We start from the raw sequence: 17,554 nt of genomic DNA on the forward strand, positions 1-17,554 counted from the left end.
TGAGTTTCTTCGCGTGTTCAGGAGGCCGGATTCAGGAAGCCTTTGTGCGGCGCCAGCTCGCGCTGAACCGCTGGTGGAACTTGTCCATGTGTTCGTGCATGGCGCTGCGCGCGGCAGCCGGGTCGCGCGCGGCGATGGCGTCGAGGATCAGTTCGTGTTCGCCGATGGCGGCCTGCCATGACTCCATGGTCTCGAAGTAATCGATCATGCGGGCGAAGATGGCGCCATGGCGCGACTCCCAGAAGCCCTGCACCGTCTCGGTCAGAACCACGTTGTCGCAGGCGTTGACGATGGCCAGGTGGAAGGCGCGGTCACCCTCGTGCGGCACCTCGCCGCCCGCGGCCAGCTCGCGCATCATGCGGATGGCGCGGCGCATGGCGTCCACGTCCTTGCGCTTGCCGTGCTGGGCCGCGGTGGCGGCTGTCTCGCCTTCCACCATGCGGCGCGCGCGGATGATCTCCAGCGGCCCCCATTCGATGCCCGCCGCGCCGTTGGCCGGCGGCGGCGTGCGCTGCGAGCGGTCGAGCACGTAGACGCCCGAGCCTGTGCGCACCTCGACCCAGCCCTCCACCTCCAGCGCGATCAGCGCCTCGCGCACCGACGGCCGGCTCACGCCCAGCTGCCGGGCCAGGTCGCGCTCGGCGGGAATGCGCGCGCCCACCGCGAATTCGCCCTTGCCGATGAGCTCGCGCAACTGCTCGGCGATCTGGCGGTACAGGCGCTGGGGTTCGAGGGTCTGGATCGGCACGGAGGAGCGGGGAAGGAGAAACGGACAGAGTTAAGGGTTGTCCTGAATTGGCCAAGTGGTAAGGCCAATTCAGAATACGACAGATCGCCCGCACCACCATCGGGCTTAACCCGAGGACGCGGCCCCAGGAGACGACCGAATTGAACCAGCTCGATTTCAATGGCCGCCACGCGGTCGTCACCGGCGGCGCCACGGGGCTGGGCTTCGGCATCGCCCAGCGGCTGATCGCGTCGGGCGGCAGCGTCACGCTGTGGGATCGCGACGAGGAAGCCGCCGCGAAGGCCGCCGAATCGCTGGGCGCCAGGGCCTTCGCGCTGAAGGTCGACGTGTCGCAGCACGCCTCGGTCGCCCAGGCCGTGGCCGCCACGCTGGCGCATGCGCCGCGCATCGATGCCCTGGTCAACAGCGCCGGCATCACCGGCCCCAACACGAAGCTGTGGGACTACCCGGTGGACGCCTGGCGCCAGGTGATGGAGGTCAACATCAACGGCGTGTTCCTGTGTTGCCGCGAGGTGGTGGCGCAGATGCGCAGGCAGGGGCAGGGCAGCGAAGGCGGCTACGGCCGCATCGTCAACATCGCCTCCGTGGCCGGCAAGGACGGCAACCCCAACGCCAGCGCCTACAGCGCGAGCAAGGCGGCCGTCATCGGCCTGACCAAGTCGCTGGGCAAGGAGCTGGCCGACACCGGCATCCGCGTGAACTGCGTGACGCCCGCGGCGGTGAAGACGGCCATCTTCGACCAGATGACGCCCGAGCACATCGCCTTCATGCTCTCGAAGATTCCCGTGGGCCGCTTCGGCACGGTGGAAGAGGTGGCCGCGATGGTCGGCTGGCTCTGCACGGAAGACTGCTCTTTCTCCACCGGCGCCGTGTTCGACCTCTCGGGCGGCCGCTCGACATACTGACCGGCCGGGCCCGCTCATCCCACACACTTCCGAATTCCAACGCACTGAAAGGAAAGCATGAAACTCGTCCGCTACGGCAACCCCGGCAAGGAAAAGCCCGGCCTCATCGATGACAACGGCCAGCTGCGCGACCTGAGCGCCATCGTCAAGGACATCGGCCCAGAGCAGCTCGGCGACGCCGCGCTCGCCAAGCTGCGCAAGCAGAAGATCGACAAGCTGCCGCTGGTCAAGGGCAAGCCGCGCTTCGGCTGCCCGGTGGCGAACGTGGGCAAGTTCATCGCCATCGGCCTGAACTATGCGGACCACGCCGCCGAATCCGGCCTGCCGGTGCCCAAGGAGCCTGTGGTGTTCACCAAGGCCAACAGCTGCATCCAGGGTCCGAACGATCCGGTGATGCTGCCCAAGGGCTCCGTCAAGACCGACTGGGAGGTCGAGCTCGGCGTGGTCATCGGCACCCGTGCGCGCTACGTGCCGCAGAAGAGCGCGCTCGACTACGTGGCCGGCTACTGCACCATCAACGACATCAGCGAGCGCGAATACCAGATCGAGCGCGGCGGCACCTGGGACAAGGGCAAGGGCTGCGACACCTTCGGCCCCATCGGCCCCTGGCTGGTGACGCGCGACGACGTGCCCAACCCGCAGAAGCTGGCGATGTGGCTCGACCTGAACGGCAAGCGCGTGCAGACCGGCAGCACCAAGACCATGATCTTCACCGTGGCCAAGATCGTGAGCTACGTGAGCCAGTTCATGACGCTGATGCCGGGCGACATCATCACCACCGGCACGCCCCCGGGGGTGGGCATGGGCATGAAGCCGCCGCTCTTCCTGAAGAAGGGCGACGTGATGACGCTGGGCATCGAGGGCCTGGGCGACCAGCGCCAGGAAGTGATTCCCTTCAAGCTCTGAGGCACGCAGCCTCTTTTCACGAAAGGCGCCTCTGGCGCCTTTTTTGCGGTTTTAAATGTCCCATTGACAGAACATTGAAACTGCAAAAACATCAAAGGCATGTCGCAGATGCCTTTGCCGAAATACCACCAGATCTATCTGGTGCTGCGTGAGCAGCTGCACGAAGGCCGCTTTGCGGAAGGCCTTCCCGGCGAACTGGCGCTGATGGGGCAGTTCAACGTGGCGCGCGTCACCGTGCGCCGCGCGCTCGAGCAGCTGGCTTCCGAAGGGCTCATCGAACGCAATCCCGGGCGCCGCACCGCGCGCGGTGCCGCCCGCCGGCGGTGAAGGCCCGGGCACCAGAAGCATGGAGCGCGCCAACCTGCGCGGCCTGCTCGAGAACCTGGTCACCATGGGCCTGCACACCTCGGTCAAGGTGATCGAGGTGGCCACCATCACGGCATCCACGCAGGTGGCCGAGGCGCTGCAGTTGCAGCTCGGCGATGCGGTGCAGAAGGCGGTGCGCGTGCGCTCCACCAAGGAAGGGCCGCTCTCTCACATCACGACCTACGTGCCCGACACCATCGCGCGCCGCTTCGGCCGCCGTGAGCTGTCGAAGAAGCCCATTCTGGTGCTGCTGGAGGAATCGGGCGTGAAGGTGGGGCGCGCCCACCAGACCATTTCCGCCCGGCTGGCCGACAACGTGCTCGCGCAGCACCTCGATGTCTCCGTCGGCTCGGCCCTGCTCGCGGTGCGCCGCCTGATCTACGACGAGGACGAGCGGCCCGTGCAGTGGCTGCACGGCTTCTACCGCCCCGACCGCTACACCTATGAAATGCAGCTCTCCCGCGTGGGCAGCATCGACGCGAAGGTGTGGGTGAGCAAGGACGTGTCAGCCCAGTTCAACTGAAGAGAAAAAAGGAAAGCCCCATGCAGAACCGCCGCAGTTTCGTGTCCCGGTCAGCCGCGCTGGCCACCGCCGTCGCCTTCCCGCTCGTGGCCGGCGCGCAGCCCAAGACCGTCAAGGTGGGCGTGCTGCACCCGGTCACCGGGGCGCTGGCCTATTCGGGCCAGCAGTGCCGCCTGGGTGCGCTCATGGCCATCGAGGACATCAACGCGGCCGGCGGCATCAAGTCGCTCGGCGGCGCGAAGCTGGAGGCCCTGCTGGGCGACGCGCAGTCGCAGCCGCAGGCCGGCGCAGCCGAGGTCGAGAAGATGAACGAGGCCGGCGTGTCGGCCATCGTCGGCGCCTACGCCTCGGCCATCTGCCTGGCCACCACGCAGGCAGCGGCCAAGTACAACCTGCCGCACGTGGTCGACGTGGGCGTGGCCGACCAGATCGTCGAGCGCGGGCTGAAGAACACCTTCCGCTTCGGGCCCGGCTACAAGAAGTCGACCGAGGTGGCCATGGCCAACCTGCTGGTGCTCAACAAGGCCGCGGGCAACCCCGCCAAGACGGTGATGATCATCCACGAGGAGTCGCTGTTCGGCGCGGGCACCGCGCAGCTGCTCTCGCGCGAGCTGCCGGGCTACGGCTTCGAAGTGAAGGAGGTGGTGAAGCACGCCAACCCCACGCGCGACTTCAACAACATCGTGCTGAGGATGAAGTCGGTCAACCCCGACATCGTGATTCCCGCCAACTATTACAACGAATACGCGCTGCTGGTGCGGACCATGCAGCAGCAGAAGGTGGTGCCCAAGGCGATCTTCTCGGTGCTGGGCGGCGCGGCGTCGAGCTACAAGTTCGTGAAGGAATTTCCGGAAGCGGCCAACGGCATCATCGACTGCAACCACTGGTTCAATCCGAAGGACAAGCGCTCGCAGGAGCTGCGCAAGCGCGTGGAGGCCAAGGGCCAGTTCTTCAGCTACGAGGTGTTCATGACCTACACCTCGATGTGGCTGCTGGCCGATGCCATCGAGCGCGCGAAGTCCGCCGAGCGCGCGGCCATCATCGACGCGCTGGAGAAGAGCACCTTCTCCAACCACATCATGCCGTACGGCCCCACCCGGTTCGTCAACGGCCAGAACGAAGGCGCGCAGCCGCTCATGACGCAGGTGGTGAAGAACGACATCAAGGTCATCATCCCGCGCGACTACCGCGAGACCGACCCGGTCTTCCCGCTGAAGGCCTGACGCCAAGCCGGGACGAGGCACCACCCATGAAGCGCTTCGACGGATTCCGTACACGCACGGAGTCCGGTGGAGTGGCACGCCCACGCAAGACGCAAAGCCAGGAAAGCGGCCCAGCCCCCGACAGCCAATGCCAGACATCACCATCCTCTTCCCGTCGGTCCTGAACGGACTGACGACCGGCGCCGTGTACGCGCTGATCGCGGTCGGGCTCACGCTGATCTACGGCGTGCTGCACATCATCAACTTCGCGCACGGTGCGAGCCTGATGCTGGCGCTCTACGCGGTGTACTTCCTGAAGGAGCGCTGGGGCATCGATCCCTACCTGGCGCTGCCCATCGCCGTGGCGGGCATGTTCGCGCTCGGCTATGCGCTGCAGCGCGTGGTCATCAACCGCGCGGGCCATGGCAAGGACGAGAACATCCTGCTCGCGACGCTCGGCATCGCCATCGTCATGGAGAACCTGGCGCTGCTGTTCTTCAAGTCCGACACGCGCAGCATCGACACTGCCTACTCGCTGAGCACCGTGGCCATCGGCCCCGCGATGATCGCCGTGCCCAAGCTGGTCGCCTTCGCTGGCGCGCTGGCGGTGTCGGGCATCCTGTTCTGGATCATGGGCCGCACCGACCTGGGCCGCGCCATCCGCGCGGTGGCCAAGGAGAAGGAGGGCGCCAAGCTCATGGGCATCGACGTCGACCACGTCTACGCGATGAGCTTCGGCATCGGCCTCGCATGCCTCGGGGCAGCGGCCTGCTTCCTGCTGCCGGCCTATTACGTCAACCCGCAGGTGGGCAGCGGCTTCGTTCTGGTGGCCTTCACGATCGTGGTGCTGGGCGGCATGGGCAGCTTCGTGGGGGCGCTCGTCGGCGGCTTCCTGATCGGCGTGGTCGAGTCGCTCGGCGGGCTTTATCTGGGCGAGTCACTGGGGCAGATCGGGATCTTCGCGATCTTCATCGGCGTCGTGCTGTTCCGCCCGCAGGGCATGTTCGGAGCGAAAGCATGAGCGCGGGCATGAAGCAACTTGCGGGCATTGCGCTCTTCGCGGTCGTCATCGGCTGCGTGCCGCTCATCACCCAGTCGGGCGTGATGCTCAACTTCGTGATGATGGCGCTCTATGCCACGCTCATCGCGCAGGCCTGGAACATCCTCGGCGGCTTCGGCGGGCAGTTCTCGTTCGGGCACGCGCTGTTCTTCGGCACGGGCGCCTACATCCAGGCCATCGCGCAGCTGCAGGGCGGCATCAACGCGTGGGTCGCGCTGCCGCTGGCCATTGCCGGCAGTGCGCTGGTGGGCCTGTTCGTCGGCGCGCTGACCTTCCGCTACGGGCTGAAGGGCTCCTACTTCGCGCTCGTCACGCTGGCCTTCGCGGAGGTGTTCCGCATCCTCGCGACCTCGGTGTCGTTCACCGGCGGCGGCGTGGGCCTCATGGTGCCGCTGCGCGAGTCGATGGCGAACATGCAGTTTCCATCGCGCGCGGGCTACCTGTGGGTGGTGCTGGCGATGGTGGTCGTGGCGCTGCTGGTAACCTGGTGGCTGCGCAACGGCCGCTTCGGCGCCTACCTGCAGGCCGTGCGAGACAACGAGGACGCCGCGCGCGCCGTGGGCGTGAACCCGTTCCGCGTCAAGCTCGCGGCCATCGGCCTGTCGGCGGCCTTCATGGGCGCGGCCGGTGCCTTCTACGTGCAGGTGTTCCAGTACATCGACGCGGGCATCGCCTACGGCTCCGTCACCTCGGTCGAGGCGCTGGTCGCGGCCATCGTGGGCGGCATGGGCACGCTGTGGGGGCCGGTGCTGGGCGCGGCGGTGCTGCACCTGCTGTCGGACTTCACGCGCAACCTGTTCGGCGAGCTGCCGGGCATCAACATGGTCATCTACGGGACGGTGCTCGTGCTCATCGTGATCTTCCTGCCGCGCGGCGTGGCGGGCCTGGGGCTGTCGGTGCGGCAGCTGTGGAAGGCGAAGGGAGGCCGCGATGACTGAGCCCCTGCTGCAGCTCGACGGCATCTCGCGCTCCTTCGGCGGCCTGAAGGCCGTGCAGGGCGTGAGCCTGTCGGTGAAGGAGGGCAGCCTCACCGCGCTGATCGGCCCCAATGGCGCGGGCAAGACGACGCTGTTCGCGCTGATGTCGGGCTTCCTCAAGCCCGATGCCGGCACCGTGCGCTTCGCCGGCCAGGACATCACCGGCCGCGAGCCGCACCGCAACGCCGTGCTCGGCATGACGCGCACCTTCCAGATCGTGAAGCCCTTCGCCGCGCAGACCGTGCGCGAGAACATCGCCGTGGGCGCGCACCTGCACGTGCGTAACCGCGCCCAGGCACTGGCCAGCGCAGAGGCCGTGGCGCTGCGCGTGGGCCTGGCGCCGCAGCTAGACAAGCCGGCTTCCGACCTCACCGTGGCCGGCCGCAAGCGGCTCGAACTCGCCCGCGCGCTTGCCACGCGGCCCCGCCTGCTGCTGCTCGACGAAGTGCTCGCAGGCCTCAACCCGCAGGAGATCGCCGATATGTTGCCGGTGGTACGCGGCATCGCCGACAGCGGCGTGACCGTGCTGATGATCGAACACGTCATGCAGGCCGTGATGAACCTGGCCGAGCACGTGTGGGTGCTGGCGCAGGGCCGGCTGATCGCCGAGGGCAACCCGGCGCAGGTGACCTCCGACGAGCGCGTCGTCGAGGCCTACCTGGGCCACGGCACGGCGGCGCGCCTGCGCAAGGCCGCCGCGGGAGCTGTCGCATGAACCCCTTGCTCGAAATCCGGGGCCTGCGCGGCGGCTACGGCCGCGTGGAAGTGCTGCGCGGCGTCGACCTGCAGGTCGATGCCGGCGAGATGGTCGCGCTGCTCGGCAGCAACGGCGCGGGCAAATCGACGCTCAACAAGATGGTGTGCGGCCTCGTGCCCACCTGGGCCGGCAGCGTGCGCTTCGACGGGCGGGACCTCACCGGGGCGCACTACCGCGACGTGGTGAAGGCCGGCCTCATCCAGGTGCCCGAGGGCCGCAAGGTGTTCCCCAACCTCAGCGTGCTCGAGAACCTCGAGCTCGGCTCCTTCACCCGCGCCCGCGAGCGGCGCGCGGCCAACGTCGAGAAGATGTTCCACGTCTTCCCGCGCCTGCGCGAGCGCATGACGCAGCACGCCGGCACCATGAGCGGCGGCGAGCAGCAGATGCTGGCCATCGCACGCGGGCTCATGGCCGAGCCGGTGCTGCTGATCCTCGACGAGCCCTCGCTCGGCCTCTCTCCGCTGCTGGTGGAGGAGATGTTCACGCTGATCCGCGAGCTGCGCGACGGCGGCCTCGCGGTGTTGCTGGTCGAGCAGAACGTGGGCCAGTCGCTGGAGATCGCCGACCGCGCCTACGTGCTGGAGAACGGCAGCGTGCGCTTCTCGGGCAAGCCCGACGCGCTGCTGCAAAGCGACGACCTGCGGCGTGCGTACCTGGGCCTCTGAAGCCCCGAAGAACAAAGAGACAACAAGGACTCCCCATGATCCATCGCCGCGACATCCTCATCGCATCTTCCGCGCTGGCCTTCGCCGCCGGCGCCCGGGCGCAGCTCGGCAATGCGCCGGTGCGCATCCTGGTCGGCGCGCCGGCGGGCGGCTCGACCGACACGCTGGCCCGCTCGCTCGCCGTCAGCATGGGGCCCGCGCTGGGCCGCACCGTGATCGTCGAGAACAAGCCCGGCGCCGGCGGCAACATCGCCGCCGATGCCGTCGCCAAGGCCGCGCCCGACGGCAACACGCTGCTGATGAGCTTCACCAGCCATGCCATCAACGCCACGCTGTACCCCTCGCTGCCCTTCGACCCGGTGAAGGACTTCACCGCGCTCACCTGCGTGGCCACCTCGCCGTCGATCCTGGTGGCCAGCCCCTCGGTGCCGGCGAAGGACGTGAAGGAACTCATCGCGCTCGCCAAGGCCAGGCCGGGCCAGCTCAACTTCGCCATCGGCGCGGTGGGTTCGTCGCTGCACATGGCGGGCGAGGCCTTCAAGATGCAGTCGGGCGTGGACATCGTGAACATTCCGTACAAGGGAACCGCGCCCGCGGTGCAGGACCTGCTGGCCGGCCAGGTGCAGCTGATGTTCGCGGCGGTGGGCAACGTCAAGGCGCACATCCAGGCCGGCAAGCTGAAGGCGCTGGGCGTCACCACGGCCAAACGCCTGCCTGCGTTCCCCGACGTGCCGGCCATCGCCGAGGCCCTGCCGGACTACGAATCGAGCGCATGGTTCGGCCTGTTCGGCCCCGCGCGCCTGCCAGCGGACGTCGCGCGCAAGCTCAGCGACGCGGCTCGCCATGCGCTGCAGCAGCCCGACATGCTCAAGCGGCTGGACACCGAAGGCGCCATTCCCGTCGGCAACTCGCCCGAGCAGTTCGCCGCCTTCGTGCAGAGCGAAATCCCGCGCTGGGCCAAGGTCGTGAAGTTCTCCGGAGCCAAGCCCGAATGAGCGCCCCCGCAGCAACCCGCGCACCCGTGGCTGTACCAGCCCGGCCGCAGACGCTGGCGCAGAAGCTCATCGCGCGTGCCAGCGGCCGCGAGCACGTGGCGGTGGGCGAGATCGTGACCTGCGGCGTCGACCTGGCCATGTTCCACGACTCCTCGGGTCCGCGCCGGCTCAAGCCCATGCTCGAGGAACTGGGCGCGCAGATCTGGGACCCCTCGCGCATCGTGCTGGTGATGGACCACTACGTGCCCGAGCGCGACGACGACTCGCGCCGCATCGTGCGCATCGCGCGCGACTGGGCGCGCGACCAGGCGCTGCCGCACGTGTACGACAGCCAGGGCATCTGCCACGTGGTGGTGCCGCAGCACGGGCACATCCGCCCCGGCATGCTGTGCGTGGGCGGCGACTCGCACTCGCCCACGGGCGGTGCCTTCGGCGCCTACATGTTCGGCGTGGGCAGCACCGAGATGCTCGGCGTGGTCGTCACCGGCGAGATCTGGCTGCGCGTGCCCGAGACCATCCAGATGTGGTGGGACGGCGCGCTGCCGGCCGGCGTCACCGCCAAGGACATGATGCTGCACATGATCGGCCGCTTCGGCATGAACGGCGGGCGCTACCAGGCGGTGGAGTTCGCCGGGCCGGCGGTGGCCGCGCTGTCAATGCAGGAGCGCATGACGCTGTCGAACATGAGCGCGGAGCTCGGCGCGCAGGTCGGCCTGATCGCGCCGGACGACACCACCGCTGCCTTCCTCGCCGAGGCCGGCGCGCCGTCGGCCGACACATCGGCGTGGTTCACCGACGACGGCGCCGAGCTCACGCGCCACCGCTTCGACGCGGCCACGCTCGAGCCGCACGTGGCCGCCCCGCACAGCCCCGCCAACTCGCGCGGGGTGAGCCACTACGCCGGCACGCCGGTGGACGTGGCCTACATCGGCGCATGCACCGGCGCCAAGCTCGACGACCTGCGGGCCGCGGCACGGGTGCTGCGCGGGCACAAGGTGGCGGCGGGCATCCGGCTGATCGTCGCGCCCGCGAGCATCCAGGACCAGGAGCGGGCGCGCGCCGAGGGCGTGCTGCAGGCGCTGACGGACGCGGGCGCGGAACTGTTCCCGACCGCGTGCGGGGCCTGCTCGGGCTATGGCGACCCGATGGGCGACGACATTACCGTCATCTCGACCACGGCGCGCAACTTCAAGGGCCGCATGGGCTCGCCCACCGCGCAGGTGTACCTGGGCTCGCCCTACACCGTGGCGGCCGCAGCGCTGCGCGGCCGCGTGACCGATCCGCGGGAGGTTCTCGCATGAGCATCACGCTCGCCACGCACCGCGTCTGGCGCCTCGGTGCCGACATCGACACTGACCTGCTCGCGCCGGGCCATGCCATGAAGCACGGCCTCGACATCATCGCCAGGCACTGCCTCGAGGCCGTGCGCCCCGATTTCGCCGCCTGCGTGCAGCGCGGCGACGTGATCGTGGCCGGCCCCAACTTCGGCATCGGCTCGTCGCGGGAACAGGCCGCCGCGGTGCTCGTCCACCTGGGCGTGAGCGCGGTGATCGCGCCGTCGTACAGCGGCCTGTACTTCCGCAACGCCTTCAACGTGGGCCTGCTGCTGCTGACCTGCGCGCAGGCCGAGACCCTGGCCGAAGGCGATCGAATCGCCCTCGACGCCACGGTGCCCGAGGTCGTCGGACCGGACGGCAGGCCCCTGGCCTGCGAGCCGGTGCCCGGATTCCTCATGGACATGGTCCGCGCCGGCGGACTGTTGAACCAGCTGCGCCAGCGCGCTGGCCGCCCCGCCTCGAAGAAAGCTACCGATGCCTGACACTTCCTCTGCCACAACCATCGACCCCGTCACGCTCGCCGTGCTGCGCGGCCGCCTCGAGCAGGTGGCCGACGAGATGGACGCCACGCTCTACCGCAGCGCGTTCAATCCCATCATTGCCGAGGCGCACGACGCCTGCCATGGCCTGTACGACGCCGCCACCGGCGACACGCTGGTGCAGGGCAAGTCGGGCCTGCCCGTCTTCGTGGGAGCCATGGCCTTCGCCGTGCGCGCCACGGCGAAGGCGGCCGAGCCGCGCGGCGGCATGAGGGACGGCGACATCTGGATCAGCAACGACGCCTACGACGGCGGCACGCACGCCAACGACTTCAAGCTGGTCAAGCCCTTCTTCCGCAACGGCAGGCTCTACTGCCACATGGCCTCCGCCGCACACTGGCACGACGTGGGCGGCGCGGTGCCGGGCAACTACAACCCGGCGGCCACCGAGTGCTGGCAGGAGGCGGTGCAGATCCCGCCGGTGCGCATCGTGCGCGACGGCGTGCTCGACGCCGACGTGCTGGCCATCCTGCAGGCCAACACGCGCCTGCCCGACAGCCTCTGGGGCGACCTGAACGGCCAGCTCGCGGCACTGGAGCTGGGCGCGAAGCGCCTGGACGGCCTGCTCGACGAATACGGCGACGAGCTGGTGCTGAGTGCGCTGGGCGAGCTGCGCGGCCGCGCGCTGCGCCTGATGCGCTCGCACATCGCCTCGCTGCCCGACGGCCGCTACAGCGTCGAGGACGTGCTGGACAACGACGGCATCGTCAACGAGCCGCTGACCATCGCGCTGGACATGACGGTGGCCGGCGACCGGCTCACGCTGGACTTCTCCCGCACCTCGGCGCAGTGCGCGGGCCCGGTGAACATCTCGCGCGCCACCGCGGTGGCCGCCTGCTACGTGGCGCTCAAGCACCTGTTCCCCGACGTGCCGGCCAATGCCGGCGTACTCGACGCGGTGGACTTCGTCATTCCCGGGCGGCTGGTGATCAGCGCCGAGCGACCGCGCCCCGTGGGCGGCTACACCGAGACCATCCTGCGCATGATCGACGTGATCTTCAGCGCCGCCGCGCAGGCCGACCCCACGCGCGCCGTGGCGCAGGCCTACGGCACCATCAACGCGCTGTCGATCGCGGGCCACCGCAGCGACAAGAGCCGCGAAGGCCAGCGCTGGGTGATGTTCAGCTTCTTCGGCGGCGGGCACGGCGGCCATTCCGACGGCGACGGGCTCGCCCACGGCAACGCGCCCATCTCGACCGCGACGATCCCGCCGCTGGAGATCCTCGAGGCCGCCTACCCGGTGCGCTTCACCGAATGGTCGCTTCGCCCCGACTCCGGCGGCGACGGCCGGCATCGCGGCGGACTGGGCGCCGTGTACGAGATCGAGCTGCTCGAGAAGGACGCCGAGGTGTTCGTCTTCGGCGAGCGCGGCACCTCGCCGCCCAAGGGCATCGCGGGCGGAGGCGAGGGCGCGCTCAACGTGTTCCGCTACGAGAACGCCGGCCAATGGCACACGCCCCCCATGGTGTCGAAGATGCGCGGCATCGCGCTGGCGCGCGGCGAGCGCGTGCGCCTCGAAACCCCTGGCGGCGGCGGCTGGGGCCCTGCGGCCGAGCGCACCCCCGCGCAGCGCGAGGCCGACGCGGCCATGGGCTATGTGAGCAGCGACAAGACGAAGAAAGCATCCGAATGACCTCTCCTGGCAATTCCCTCGTCGTCGGCGTCGACGTCGGCGGCACCTTCACCGACCTCTTCGTGCTGGACGAAGCCAACGGTAGCGCGCGCATCGTCAAGGTGCCTTCCACCCGCGGCGAGGAAGCGCGCGGCTTCATGAACGGCGTCGCACGCGTGGCGGACTCGGCCGCCGCCATCGCCACCATCGTGCACGGCACCACGGTGGGCACCAATGCGCTGCTGGAGCGCAAGGTGGCGCGCACCGGCATCATCACCACGCGGGGATTCCGCGACGTGCTCGAGATGCGGCGCCGCGACCGCCCGCAAACCTGGGGCCTGCGCGGCAGCTTCCTGCCCGTCGTGCCGCGCGACCTGCGCCGCGAGGTGGACGAGCGCACGCTGGCCGACGGCACGCTGCACACCCCCGTCGACCTGCAGCAGGTGCGTGCCGAGGCTCGCGCGCTGCTGGAAGCCGGCTGCGAGGCCGTGTGCGTGTTCTTCATCAACACCTACGCCAACCCAGAGAACGAGCGCCTTGCCGTGGCGGCGGTGCGCGAGCTGTGGCCCAACCCGCACGTCACCTCGGCCAGCGAAGTGCTGCCCGAAATCCGCGAGTTCGAGCGCTGCTCGACCGCGACGCTCAATGCCGCGCTGCAGCCGGTGGTGGGCAGCTATCTCGGCCGCCTCGAAGGCGACCTGCGCGCGCAGGGCTTCGGCGGCGAACTGCTGGTGGTGCAGAGCAACGGCGGCGTGATGTCGCGCCAGACCGCGAGCGACCTGCCGGTGCGCACCGCGCTGTCGGGGCCGGCGGCCGGCGTCATCGCCTGCGCGGCCATCGCGCGCGCCGCCGGTTTCCCCAACGCGATCACCGGGGACATGGGGGGCACGTCCTTCGACGTGTCTCTGGTGGCCCACGGCGAGGCCGCGCTGGCTGCGCAGACCGCCATCGAGTTCGGCATGGTGATCCGCTCGCCGATGATCCAGATCGAGACCATCGGCGCCGGCGGTGGCTCCATCGCGTCGGTGGACGCGAGCGGCATGCTGCAGGTCGGACCCGAGTCGGCGGGCAGCGTGCCGGGGCCGGCCTGCTACGGGCGCGGCAACACGCGGCCCACGGTGACCGATGCGAACGTGCTGCTCGGGCGCATCGCTGCGGACCGCCCGCTGGGCGGCGGCCTGCTGGCGGCGCTGGATGCGCAGAAGTCGCGCGAGGCCATCGAGGAACACGTTGCGCGTCCGCTGGGGCTCGACGTGCATGCGGCCGCCGAAGCCATCCTCACCGTGGCCAATGCGCGCATGGCCGGCGCGATCCGCCTGGTGTCGATCGAACGCGGGCACGATCCGCGCCGCTTCGCCTACATGCCCTTCGGCGGCGGCGGCGCGCTGCACGTGTGCGCGATGATGCGCGAGGTGGGCGTGGCCACCGGCATCGTGCCGTGCTACCCCGGCGTGACCTCGGCGCTGGGCTGCGTGATCGCCGACATGCGCCACGACGCGGTGCAGACCATCAACAAGGCGCTGGCCGACCTCGACGTGGCCGACCTTCGGCACCGCATCGACGAGCTGGCCGCCAGCTGCCAGCAGCGGCTCGATTCCTCGGGCGTGCGCTTCGACGAGGTGCGCGAGGTGGTCGCGCTCGACATGCTCTACGCCGGCCAGACGCACACGCTGCCGGTGGTGCTGGCCGATGCGGGCCAGGCGCCGCTCACGGCGGAGTCGATCCGCTCGGCCTTCGAGGCCGCCTACACCGCAGCCTTCGGCCGCGTGCTCGACGGCATCGCGATCCGCGTGATGAACCTGCGCTATGCGCGCATCGGCGTGCGGCCCAAGTTCGACCTGAAGGTGCTGGCGCCGGAAGGCGAGGGCAGCACCGCGCCGCTGGGCACGCAGCGCGTGTTCCACCAGGGCCGGTGGCACGACGCGCTGCGCTACGCGCGGCTCGAACTGCCGGTGGCCGCACGCATCGACGGGCCGGCCATCCTCGAGCAGGCCGACACCACCGTGTGGCTGGAGCCCGGCTTCCATGCCGAGGTCGATGCATACGGCAACCTGCTGGTGAGGCCGTCATGAGCGCGGGCGCGAAGATCCTCCCGGCGAAGACGGCGCTGGTCGTCATCGACCTGCAGAACGACTTCCTCCACCCCAACGGTGCCTACGCGCGCGGCGGCGACGCCAACCCGCCCGCGCTGCTGCTGCCGGAACGCGTGGCTGGCGTCGCGCGCGCGCTGAAGGCGGGCGGCGGGCTGGTCGTGGCGAGCCAGTTCACCCTGTGGCCCGATGCGAAGGGCGAGCCGATGATCTCGCCGCACCTGAAGGCGCTGCGTCCCTATCTGGCCAGGGGCGACTTCGCGCCCGGCAGCTGGGGCCAGGCCAACGTCGATGCGCTGGCGGGGTTGGTCGACGTCACCGTCAGCAAGGTGGCGTACTCGGCTTTCTTCAACACCCAGCTCGACTGGGTGCTGCGCCGCGCGGGCATCGACACCGTGGCGGTGTGCGGCATCGTCACCAACGGCGGCGTGGCCAGCACGGTGCGCGACGCACACATGCGCGACTACCGCACCCTGGTGCTCGGCGACGGATGCGCGGCCTTCGGCGAGGAGCGCCACAACACCTCGCTGGCCGACATGCGCAACGTGGCCGAAGTGACGGACTGCGCGCCTTTCATCGCGTCGCTGGCATGAACGGTCCCGAAAGAACGCTCCGGCGTGCCGCGCAGGTGCAGGCCGACGTGCACGTGCCGGTGGCCATCGTCGGCGGCGGGGCCTGCGGGCTCACGGCCGCGCTGATGCTGGCCGACGCGGGCGTGGACTGCGTGGTGCTGGAACGCGATGCGCTGCCGAGCGGATCGACCGCGCTCTCGTCGGGCTTCATTCCCGCGCCCGGCACGCGCACGCAGCGCGAGCATGGTGTGACCAATGACAGCGCCGAGCGCTTCGCCGCCGACATCCAGGCCAAGGCGCACGGCCGCGCGGCGCCTGCGCTGGTCGAGGCGTACGCTGGTGCCATCGGCCCTGCGCTCGATGCGCTGCAGGCGCGCCACGGCCTCGACTGGATCCTGCTCGACGGCTTTCTCTACCCCGGCCACAGCGTGCATCGCATGCACGCGCTGGCGCAGAAGACCGGCGCCGCGCTCATGGCGGCGCTGCTGGCGGCGGTCGAGGCGGCGGGCATCCCCGTGCTGACGCAGGCGGTGGTCGACACGCTGGTGCTCGATGAACACGACCGGGCGGTCGGCGTTGACTACCTGCGCCCCGACGGCCGGCGCGAAACGCTGTGCTGCGACGCGCTGCTGCTCGCATGCAACGGCTTCGGCGGCAACGCGCAGATGGTTCGCGCGCTGCTGCCCGAGATGGGCGAGGCCGCCTTCGGCGGGCACGTGGGCAACGACGGCAGCGCGATCCTCTGGGGATCGGCGCTGGGCGCGCGGCTGCGCGACCTGGGGGGCTACCAGGGCCACGGCTCGTGGGTCACGCCGCAGGGGGCGCTGATGTCGTGGGCCGTGATGATGGAAGGCGGCGTGCAGCTCAATTGCGAAGGCCGCCGCTTCCACGACGAAACCCAGGGCTACTCCGAAGCCGCGGTGCACGTGCTCGCGCAGCCGGGCGGCATCGCCTGGAACGTGTTCGACGCGCCGCTGCTCGCACTGGCGCGCGGGTTCCCCGATTTCTGCGAGGCCGAGGCGGCCGGCGCGCTGCGCCGCTGCGACTCGGTGGCCGCGCTGGCCGAGTGCATCGGCTGCGAAGTCCATGTTCTGCAGGCCACGCTCGACGCGATGCGCGCAGGTGCCGCGCCCGACGGCCGCGTGTTCGCGCGCGGGCTCGAAGCGCCGTACTTCGCTGTCAAGGTGACGGGCGCGCTCTTCCACACCCAGGGCGGCCTCGACACCGCGCCCGACATGCGCGTGGTGCGCCAGGACGGCACGCCGCTGCCCAACCTGCTGGCCGCGGGCGGCGCTGCTGGCGGCGTGTCGGGCGACGCGGTGTGGGGCTACCTCTCCGGCAACGGCCTGCTGAGCGCCGTCGCCGGCGGCTACATCGCGGCGCGCACCGCCGCCGCACTCGTTGGACACAAGGAGGCGTCCGCATGACGACCCATGACTTCAAGACCCGGCTCGCCAGCCCCGACATCGTGCTGGCCCCTGGCGTGTACGACGCGCTGAGCGCGCTGGTCGCCGAGCAGGCCGGCTTCGAGGCGCTCTACCTGTCGGGCGCGTCCATCGCCTACACCCGCCTGGGCCGCTCCGACATCGGCCTGACTACCTTCACCGAAGTGGCCGACACGCTGGCACGCATCACCGAGCGGGTGGACCTGCCGGTGATCGTCGATGCCGACACCGGCTTCGGAAACGCGCTGAACACGCAGCGCACCGTGCGCGGCTTCGAGCGCGCGGGCGCGGCGATGGTGCAGATCGAGGACCAGACCTTTCCCAAGCGCTGCGGCCACCTCGACGGCAAGGCCGTGGTGCCCGAGCGCGAGATGGTCGGCAAGCTCAAGGCCGCGCTGGACGCGCGCGCCTCCGCCAACACCCTGATCCTCGCGCGCACCGACGCGGTGGCGGTCGAGGGCCTTGAGGCCGCGCTCGACCGCGCCGAGGCATACCTCGAATGCGGCGTGGACGCCCTGTTCATCGAGGCGCTGCGCTCGCCCGAGCAGATGGACGCCGCCTGCAGCCGCTTCGCGCATCGCGTGCCGCTGCTGGCCAACATGGTCGAAGGCGGCAAGACGCCGATCCAGGACGCCGATGCGCTGCAGCGCCACGGCTTTCGCATCGCCATCTTCCCCGGCGGCACGGCGCGCGCGGTGGTGCACACGCTGCAGGGCTACTACGCGAGCCTGCACCGGCACCGCACCACGCAGCCCTGGCGGGCGCAGATGCTGGACTTCGACGCGCTCAACGAAGTGATCGGCACACCCGAGCTGATGGTCGAAGGCCGCAAGTACGAGTAGGCAGCAGCTGCCG

Annotated in this window: 16 protein-coding genes and 1 pseudogene; 16 read left to right on the forward strand and 1 reads right to left on the reverse strand. The window is 69.9% G+C overall.

Annotation, left to right across the window (positions count from 1 at the left end):
- Window positions 1-31 precede the first annotated feature (31 nt).
- On the reverse strand, window positions 32-748 hold the full coding sequence (locus tag ACHMXA_RS07675) for a FadR/GntR family transcriptional regulator (protein WP_176667709.1): 717 nt from the start codon (window positions 746-748) through the stop codon (window positions 32-34).
- Between the two features lie 140 nt (window positions 749-888).
- Between ACHMXA_RS07675 and ACHMXA_RS07680 the strand changes: the two genes are divergently transcribed.
- The 16 genes and pseudogenes from ACHMXA_RS07680 (at window position 889) to ACHMXA_RS07755 (ending at window position 17,541) form a co-directional block, all read left to right on the forward strand.
- Window positions 889-1,653, forward strand: coding sequence for an SDR family NAD(P)-dependent oxidoreductase (locus ACHMXA_RS07680; RefSeq protein WP_395319815.1), 765 nt, complete (start codon window positions 889-891; stop codon window positions 1,651-1,653).
- Between the two features lie 57 nt (window positions 1,654-1,710).
- Entirely contained in the window at window positions 1,711-2,559 is an 849-nt protein-coding gene (locus tag ACHMXA_RS07685) for a fumarylacetoacetate hydrolase family protein (RefSeq protein WP_176667711.1), read from the forward strand.
- Between the two features lie 108 nt (window positions 2,560-2,667).
- Window positions 2,668-3,448, forward strand: a pseudogene (locus tag ACHMXA_RS07690) (GntR family transcriptional regulator).
- A 20-nt stretch (window positions 3,449-3,468) separates the two neighbouring features.
- Entirely contained in the window at window positions 3,469-4,671 is a 1,203-nt protein-coding gene (locus ACHMXA_RS07695; protein WP_395319818.1) for an ABC transporter substrate-binding protein, read from the forward strand.
- A gap of 127 nt (window positions 4,672-4,798) precedes the next feature.
- Window positions 4,799-5,671 (forward strand): branched-chain amino acid ABC transporter permease, encoded by an 873-nt coding sequence (locus ACHMXA_RS07700; RefSeq protein ID WP_019656876.1) that lies wholly within the window; start codon window positions 4,799-4,801, stop codon window positions 5,669-5,671.
- Entirely contained in the window at window positions 5,668-6,648 is a 981-nt protein-coding gene (locus ACHMXA_RS07705) for a branched-chain amino acid ABC transporter permease (RefSeq protein ID WP_395319820.1), read from the forward strand. Before ACHMXA_RS07700 ends, ACHMXA_RS07705 begins: the two co-directional genes overlap by 4 nt.
- Window positions 6,641-7,402 (forward strand): ABC transporter ATP-binding protein, encoded by a 762-nt coding sequence (locus tag ACHMXA_RS07710; RefSeq protein ID WP_395319822.1) that lies wholly within the window; start codon window positions 6,641-6,643, stop codon window positions 7,400-7,402. Before ACHMXA_RS07705 ends, ACHMXA_RS07710 begins: the two co-directional genes overlap by 8 nt.
- Complete coding sequence (locus ACHMXA_RS07715; RefSeq protein WP_395319824.1) at window positions 7,399-8,109, forward strand: ABC transporter ATP-binding protein; 711 nt, start codon at window positions 7,399-7,401, stop codon at window positions 8,107-8,109. The genes ACHMXA_RS07710 and ACHMXA_RS07715 overlap by 4 nt, the downstream gene beginning before the upstream one ends.
- A gap of 38 nt (window positions 8,110-8,147) precedes the next feature.
- Window positions 8,148-9,104 carry a tripartite tricarboxylate transporter substrate binding protein gene (locus ACHMXA_RS07720; protein ID WP_395321248.1) on the forward strand — a complete coding sequence of 319 codons (957 nt, stop codon included), beginning with the start codon at window positions 8,148-8,150 and terminating at the stop codon, window positions 9,102-9,104.
- Window positions 9,101-10,405, forward strand: a complete 1,305-nt coding sequence (locus ACHMXA_RS07725; protein WP_395319826.1) for a 3-isopropylmalate dehydratase large subunit — start codon at window positions 9,101-9,103, stop codon at window positions 10,403-10,405. Before ACHMXA_RS07720 ends, ACHMXA_RS07725 begins: the two co-directional genes overlap by 4 nt.
- Window positions 10,402-10,923, forward strand: coding sequence for a 3-isopropylmalate dehydratase (locus ACHMXA_RS07730; RefSeq protein WP_395319828.1), 522 nt, complete (start codon window positions 10,402-10,404; stop codon window positions 10,921-10,923). Before ACHMXA_RS07725 ends, ACHMXA_RS07730 begins: the two co-directional genes overlap by 4 nt.
- The gene (locus ACHMXA_RS07735) at window positions 10,916-12,613 is read left to right on the forward strand and encodes a hydantoinase B/oxoprolinase family protein (protein WP_395319830.1); all 1,698 of its coding nucleotides are present in this window, start codon (window positions 10,916-10,918) and stop codon (window positions 12,611-12,613) included. The genes ACHMXA_RS07730 and ACHMXA_RS07735 overlap by 8 nt, the downstream gene beginning before the upstream one ends.
- Window positions 12,610-14,664, forward strand: a complete 2,055-nt coding sequence (locus tag ACHMXA_RS07740) for a hydantoinase/oxoprolinase family protein (RefSeq protein WP_395319832.1) — start codon at window positions 12,610-12,612, stop codon at window positions 14,662-14,664. Before ACHMXA_RS07735 ends, ACHMXA_RS07740 begins: the two co-directional genes overlap by 4 nt.
- Window positions 14,661-15,275, forward strand: a complete 615-nt coding sequence (locus ACHMXA_RS07745; protein WP_395319834.1) for a cysteine hydrolase family protein — start codon at window positions 14,661-14,663, stop codon at window positions 15,273-15,275. The genes ACHMXA_RS07740 and ACHMXA_RS07745 overlap by 4 nt, the downstream gene beginning before the upstream one ends.
- The gene (locus ACHMXA_RS07750; protein WP_395319836.1) at window positions 15,272-16,681 is read left to right on the forward strand and encodes an FAD-dependent oxidoreductase; all 1,410 of its coding nucleotides are present in this window, start codon (window positions 15,272-15,274) and stop codon (window positions 16,679-16,681) included. The genes ACHMXA_RS07745 and ACHMXA_RS07750 overlap by 4 nt, the downstream gene beginning before the upstream one ends.
- Window positions 16,678-17,541, forward strand: coding sequence for an oxaloacetate decarboxylase (locus ACHMXA_RS07755; RefSeq protein ID WP_395319838.1), 864 nt, complete (start codon window positions 16,678-16,680; stop codon window positions 17,539-17,541). The genes ACHMXA_RS07750 and ACHMXA_RS07755 overlap by 4 nt, the downstream gene beginning before the upstream one ends.
- The last annotated feature ends 13 nt before the right edge of the window (window positions 17,542-17,554 follow it).

Source organism: Variovorax sp. UC74_104 (genome assembly GCF_044055375.1).
GTDB lineage: Bacteria > Pseudomonadota > Gammaproteobacteria > Burkholderiales > Burkholderiaceae_C > Variovorax.